Genomic DNA, 6,522 nt, shown 5'->3' with positions numbered 1-6,522 from the left:
TTCTTGCCGCGGCTGATGTGCAGGTGGAAAAGCGACACGCCGTTGATGATCGGCCAGGTCATATCGCGAACGTAGTCGCCGGACGGTGATTCCACTTTGATGACCTCGGCGCCGAGGTCGGCTAGATGCGTCGTGATCGCTCCCGGGCCGAGCAGGGAACTCTCGATCACGCGAACGCTTGCCAGTGGTGGATGCGTGGTGTGGGCCATTGTGTTCCGTCTCCTCTCCAGACTTCAGCGCGCTAGATTTGCCTGCCGATTCCCGCCCCGGCGGCGATGGCGTCCATGGCGCTGCCCGGACATCCGGCGTCGCCGATCACGTGGACTTCCGAGACCAGATTCTTCACCGCTTCCGCGAGCGGGCTGACCGGACGGACGCCCGCGGCCAGGACGACGGTTTCGATGTCGCGCACCACGTGCCGTTGCCCGTCGCGTTCGAGCACCACACTGTCGGAGGTAATCTCGACGACTGTGGTTGCGGTCATCGTCGTCACCTGGGTCTGTTCGAAGGCATGGATGAGCGCCGCTCGCGGTACGAAAAAGACATCCGGCGCGATTTCGTAACGCATTTCGACGACGGTGACCTGTTTGCCGTAGCGGTCCAGAAACTCAGCCGTCTCACATCCGACCTGGCCGCCGCCAACAACCAGCACCCGCTGGCCGGTTACGACCTTGCCGGCGAGAACATCGTGAGCGGTGACCACTTTGGCCGCGTTGATCCCAGGCACGTCGGGGATGAGCGGCTGGCTCCCGGTCGCTACGATGACGACATCCGGCTTCACTGCCTCTACGATGGAAGGGGTCAGCGCCTGACCCAGGACCACCTCGACGCCGAGCTTCGTGAGTTGGTGCTGTATGTAACGCAGATACGGAGCGATCTCGTGCTTCCGTGGAGGTACGGCTGCGAGGAGGAACTGCCCGCCGAGCTGTTCATCGCGCTCGTAAAGAACGACCGTGTGTCCCCGCAGCGCCGCGCTCCGGGCGGCCTCCATGCCTGCCGGCCCGCCTCCTGCCACCAGCACGCGCTTGGCGCGCGCGGCCGGGGTTGCCTTCGGCTCGCTCTCCTGGCCCGCTTCCGGGTTGACCAGACACGTGAAGGGCAAGCCAGCAATCATACCGCCAATGCAGCCTTGGTTGCAGGCGATGCACCACCGGATGTCCTCGCTTCGTCCGTTCTTCAACTTGTTGGGCAGCTCGGGATCGGCAATCAACCCGCGCCCGATCGCGATCAGGTCAGCCTTGCCCGCGGCCAGAACCGACTCGGCCAGCACGGGGTCATTCAATTTCCCCGCGACCATGACCGGAACACCTACAGCGGATTTTATCGCCGCCGCCGACTCGACGTTGAGGCCCTGGGGCATTCCCATTGCCGCCACCGTGTACAGCAAAGTGAAGTGCATGCCGGTGGTGATGCTGAGGCAGTCCGCGCCGGCTTCCACCAGGAGAGGAGCGATGACGGCGGACTCGGCCGTCGTGCGACCGCCGGGCACGCGTTCGTCGGCGCTGAAGCGGAAAATGACCGGGAAATCGCCGCCGACATTCCGGCGCACCGCGCGCAGGACTTCGATGGCAAAACGAAGGCGGCCACTGATATCGGCGCCGTAGCGGTCTGCCCTGCGGTTGAAGTAGGGCGACATGAACTGGGCGATGAGGTAGCCGTGGCCTCCGTGGATGTCGACGGCATCGAAGCCGGCTTCTCGCGCCCGGCGCGCGCCGGCGCCAAAGGCCTCCACCAGCCCTTGGATTTCGTCGATGGCCAGGGCCCGCGGCACGGCGCCCCCGGGGCAGGGGATGGCCGAGGGCGCGACGGGCGGGCAGGACGGATCCAGCATCATCATCGCGCCCCCGGAGTGGTGGAGCTGAAGAGAGACCTTCGCTCCGGCTGCGTGGAGGCGATCCGTGAAGCGCCGGAAGCCGGGAATGAACCGATCATCATAAATGGCGGTGAAGCCACGGTCGCCAATGGAGAGGTTGTGGGTGTACGGATGCACGTCCGCCGTCTCAGCGGTGATCAAGGCCGCGCCGCCCTGCGCCCGTGCGGCGTAGAATGCCATGAAGCGATCGGTGATCTCCCCGCCTGGGCCGGCCAGCAGCGTGGTCATCGGCGGCATGACGATACGGTTCTTCAGCTCCATGGACTTGATACGCAGGGGGCTGAAGAGCCGTCCGAGTTGCATCGGTTTGGTCACGTTCGCTGTTTACCGCGGCGGGTCGGTCCAACGGTAGGGGATTTCGAGCAGGTCGGCGAGCACTTGCGTCCCCGGGTTGTGGATCGCCAGGTTCATCTCCGCGGGCACGCGGCCGTCGGCGGTGAAGCGGTCGCCGTTCGGGATCATCACGGCCGTGAACCGCGTCGCTGCCAGGATCTCGAAGTAGCGCGTGTCGCCGAGGCGACGCCCCGCGCGTGACTCGTAGTAGGCCTTCTGTTCCTCGCGTGTCGGCATGCCGTCCAGGCGCGTGGCGCCGGCGGACTCGTGCGCGTAGCGGTCGAACATCAGCCACCAGCCCAGGTCCATCTCGGCAGGGCCTAGGGCGACCGCTTCCCAGTCAGTCACCGCCGCGCACTCGAAGTCGGCGAAGATCATGTTGCCGATGCGCGCATCGCCCCAGCTGATCCCGAGCCCGCCTTCGCCCGGAAAATGCGCTTCGAGCCACGCCAGCGCCGGCTCCAGGATCGGATGTGCGCGGCCGCGCAGCTGCGCGTGCACGTAATCGCGATGGAGATCGAGTTGCCAGCGCAGACCGGGCGATCGTCCCTGTGGCACAAGCCAGTCGACATCGGCCCGCGTCCAGTCAATGCGGTGGATCTGCGCCAGTACGTCGAGCCCGCTCTCGATGACACGGCGCCGCTGCGCCGGCGTCGCCTCCTCGACGATGAATCCCGCCAGCGTGTACAGCGGCACGTCGACGGGTACGCGGCCTTCGACAAACCCCATCACGAAGAACGGCGCACCGACCCAGGTCGGACTCGCCTCGTAGCCGACCAACGGGGCGAGCGGGACGGTGCTGTGGTCGGCGACCGCCTTCATGGCGCGATACTGCACCTCCACCGATGGGCGTTGCACGGATGTCTGCAGCGGAAAGACCGGCAGCCGCTGCGGCTCCATTCGCAGCACGTAGCGTTTGTCGCGAGGCTGTCCCCCCTCGCGCCACGAGGCACGGAACATCACGGTCTCATTTGAATATCCGCTGGACTGAGGCGTTGCGAAGTCGTGGATTTGAATGGTGGTCGCTGCCCGCCAGCGCTCGTTGAGCCACCGGGCGAGGGCTTGCTTCACACGCTCGGGATCACTTGGACCCTGAAAGCTCACATCGACATCGACCATGAATCAAGTCCCCCTCACGGCGCGGCGCAGGCGCACGGGAATTGCGCTCTGGCGGGGCATTCCGGCAATCGGGTCGAAGTGGTGAGTGGTCGAGATCAGGCGACCCACGTTACTGCCGACGCTGCGCACGTCGGCTTCCTCTTTCGGGTCTCCGCCGAACGCGTGCGCCATCGCAATGGCACCGCGCCGTATGTCGCCGGACGCTTCAACAATCGCCGGAACCCTTCCGTCTTCCGACACGATCTCCACCAGGTCACCCGATGCGAAGCCGAGCTGTGCCAGGTCATCGGGGTGCATGTAGGCCGGGTTGTTGGTGCCGTGCGTGCGCGCCTGCGGAAAGTTGTGCCCAACCGAGTTCATGACGTGTTTGAGCCGGCTACAGATCAGAAGGTGAGTGAACGCACCGTTGCAACCATAGCGGCCGGGTTCACACGCCGGTTCGTCGAAAACCTCACGGATCTCATCGACGATGCCATCCGGGGTCAGCCGCAGCCTGCCGCTGAGTCCTGGGATCGGAGGCGAGACCAGTACGTCGATGCCGTCGTAGATGTGGCCATCTTCGTGCTCAGCGATGGTGCGTATAGGTACTTTCGCGCTCGGGTAGATCAATTCGAGCACTTCGAGCGTGCTCGGCACCTTCTCCGTGTCGAGTCGGCCTCCGGCGAGCTCGATCGTCGTTCCCATGCGGCGCGCCAGCCCGGCGAAGAACACCCGCTCTTCGATGATGTCGCCGACCGGTGCAGCAACAGCGCGGGTGTAGCGGGTGTAGGGCTGCTCGTACAGTCGATCTTGAAAATCCGGTAGATCGTCACGCTCCAGGGGGTGGCGGCAGCCGATGACATAGTGCGCCCGGCGACAGGTGGCGTTCATCCTGATGTCGAGGCAGACCAGCAGTTCGAGCCCTTCGAGCGCGCGCACCGTCTTCTCCTGGTCCGGCCAGGCGGCGACGGGGCTGCCGCTGACCACAATGAGCGCGCGCACCTGACCATCGCCGGGTTCGAGGATCTCGTCGGCAAGGGCGGCCGTCGGCATCTCGCCATAGACCTGGCGCAGTCCGCGGATACGGGAGCGTTCGGCGCTGAGCGTCAGATTGATTTCAGCGGGCAGCATCTCCGGCGGAAAAGCCTGTGCCGGCCGCGGCAGAAGCGGGGTGAGCAGGCTCGGCACGTTCACGCGCTCGCCTTCACGCGACCACCGGCCACAGACGGTGTTGAGGCAGCAGATGAGATGCTCGGTCAGGTTGGGGTGCGGCGCCATGTCGGGGCCGGTACCCGAGCTGGCGCAACCCCGCGGGCCGGCGGCAAAGAGCCGCGCCGCCGCAATCATCCGCTCCGCGGGCACGCCGGCGCGGCGCTCGACATACTCCGGCGTGAATCCGGCAATGGCGTTGCGCAGCTCTTCCAGACCATCGGTATGCTCTCGGCAGAACTCGACGTCGTGCAGTTCCTCGGTCAGGATGACGCGCAGCATGCCGGCCAGGAGCGTCGGATCTTCACCCGGTTGGAGTTGAAGGTGAATGTCGGCCATGCGCGCGGTGTCGGTGCGACGCGGGTCAACGCAGATCAGTTTGAGTCCGCGCTGGCGCGCCTCACGCAAGGCGTTGGGATAGAAGCCGGGCGGTCCGCCCATTTGATGCAGCGCCGAGACCAGCGGGTTGTTGCCGATGAGCATGATCACGTCGGCGGTGGCAAATGCGTGCGGACCGCCGCCCCAGAAGCCGTGACGGCCCACGGCGATGATCTTGGAAGGCTGGTCGATGGTGACGCTGCTGCAGTTCATCGGCGAGCCGATGCCGCGGTGCCACGCCTTGACCACCGGCAGTGTGGCGGCGTTGAAGTATGCGGCCGTCCCGCTGTAGCTCGCCACCGCCCGCGGACCATGCCGGCGGATAATTTCCGAGAGCCGCGTCGCGATCTCATCCATTGCCTGTTCGCTGGAGATCGGTGCGAATCGGCCGTCCGCGGTGCGCACCAGCGACGAGCGCAGACGGTCTGGGTCGTTCACCTCATGTGGGAGCTGGCGGCCCTTGGCGCAGGTGTACCCGCGGCTCATCGGGTCGGTACGGTCGCCGCGAACCTCCACGACCCGGCCATTCTCCACGTCGACCTCGATCGCACAGAAGGCGGCGCAGACGCGGCAGAACGAGTGTCTGCTCTCCACCATCTCTCTCTTCAGATCGTCAGGCCGCCATCGACGGAGACGATCGCGCCGGTCATGTAGCGACCTTCCTCGGAGGCCACGAACGCCACCATGGCCGCAACCTCTTCAGGCTGGGCAACGCCCAGCGGCGTCATCAGCTTCGTGATCTTGTTGTAGTCCGCGTCTTTCGGCAACTTGAAGGTCCCCTGCATTGGCGTCGCCATGCCGCCGGGGGCGACGGCGTTGACCCGGATCCCTCGGTCCAGATACTCGTCGGCGAGGGCCTTGGTGAGCTGGATGACGCCGCCCTTCGAGGCGCAATACGCGGCACTGTAGGGCTGGCCGATCAGTCCGGCGGTGGACGCGATGTTGACGATGTTGCCGCCGCCTTCGAGCAGGTGGGGGAGGACGGCCTGCGCCATGAGGAAGCTGCCGGTGAGGTTGACAGCGATGATGCGTGACCACTCCTCGAACGGCACCTCGTGCGAATGGGCGAACTTCCCAATGCCGGCACAGTTGACCAGCACGGAGGGACGCCCGAGGTCCTTTGCCGCCGCGGAGACCACTGTTCGGACAGATGCCGGGTCCGACACGTCGACTTGATACGCCCGCGCAGTGCCACCAGTCTTGTTGATCGAAGCGACCGTCTCCTTCGCCGCATCGAGGATCACATCGAGGCAGGCCACGGCGGCTCCTTCCGAAGCAAGGCGGACGGCGGTCGCGCGTCCGAGTCCCGATCCGGCGCCGGTTACAAGGGCTATCTGCTTTTCAAATCGCTTCATGGTCATTCCTTTCCTTTACTTGATTTCCCTCGCCCTCCGGGAGAGGGCAGGGTGAGGGAGTCCTCTCCCGGAGGGCGAAGAGAGAAAATGTCCCGCAGCGCAGGTACTGACCGCAACCATACTCGTCATTCAGAGGAATCGGGGTACCGGTTGCAAGTACAGCGAAGAAAATGTGAGCTCATTGACCTCCGCCAATTCCTCCGCCGTGAGCCGCCAATCGGCCGCCGCCGCATTCTGATCGATCTGTTCAAGTCGGCTGGCGCCAACGAGCACGCT

At 65.3% G+C, this 6,522-nt stretch carries 5 protein-coding genes; all 5 read right to left on the bottom strand.

All coding sequences use genetic code 11. The features are described from left to right. Nucleotides 1–209: CoA transferase (locus VF515_20750; GenBank protein ID HEX7410056.1), on the bottom strand; the 209-nt coding region annotated here is incomplete at its 3' end. 32 nt (nt 210–241) lie between these two features. After that, nucleotides 242–2,188: an FAD-dependent oxidoreductase gene (locus tag VF515_20745; GenBank protein ID HEX7410055.1), complete on the bottom strand. Its 1,947-nt coding sequence runs from the start codon at nt 2,186–2,188 to the stop codon at nt 242–244. Nucleotides 2,189–2,197: 9 nt separating this feature from the next. After that, on the bottom strand, nt 2,198–3,325 hold the full coding sequence (locus VF515_20740; GenBank protein HEX7410054.1) for a phosphotransferase family protein: 1,128 nt from the start codon (nt 3,323–3,325) through the stop codon (nt 2,198–2,200). A gap of 3 nt (nt 3,326–3,328) precedes the next feature. After that, nucleotides 3,329–5,488, bottom strand: coding sequence for a molybdopterin-dependent oxidoreductase (locus tag VF515_20735; protein ID HEX7410053.1), 2,160 nt, complete (start codon nt 5,486–5,488; stop codon nt 3,329–3,331). An 8-nt stretch (nt 5,489–5,496) separates the two neighbouring features. Further along, the gene (locus VF515_20730) at nt 5,497–6,246 is read right to left on the bottom strand and encodes an SDR family oxidoreductase (protein ID HEX7410052.1); all 750 of its coding nucleotides are present in this window, start codon (nt 6,244–6,246) and stop codon (nt 5,497–5,499) included. Nucleotides 6,247–6,522: the final 276 nt, after the last annotated feature.

Source organism: Candidatus Binatia bacterium (assembly GCA_036382395.1).
Lineage (GTDB): Bacteria > Desulfobacterota > Binatia > HRBIN30 > HRBIN30 > JAGDMS01.
The sequence above is the reverse complement of the archived record's forward strand: the minus strand, read 5'-3'. Positions and strand labels throughout refer to the sequence as shown.

What these genes read in the sequence shown, in the direction of transcription:
- VF515_20730 (HEX7410052.1), bottom strand. Translation starts at nt 6,246, where the DNA reads ATGAAGCGATTTGAAAAGCAGATAGCCCTTGTAACCGGCGCCGGATCG.
- VF515_20735 (HEX7410053.1), bottom strand. Translation starts at nt 5,488, where the DNA reads ATGGTGGAGAGCAGACACTCGTTCTGCCGCGTCTGCGCCGCCTTCTGT.
- VF515_20740 (HEX7410054.1), bottom strand. Translation starts at nt 3,325, where the DNA reads ATGGTCGATGTCGATGTGAGCTTTCAGGGTCCAAGTGATCCCGAGCGT.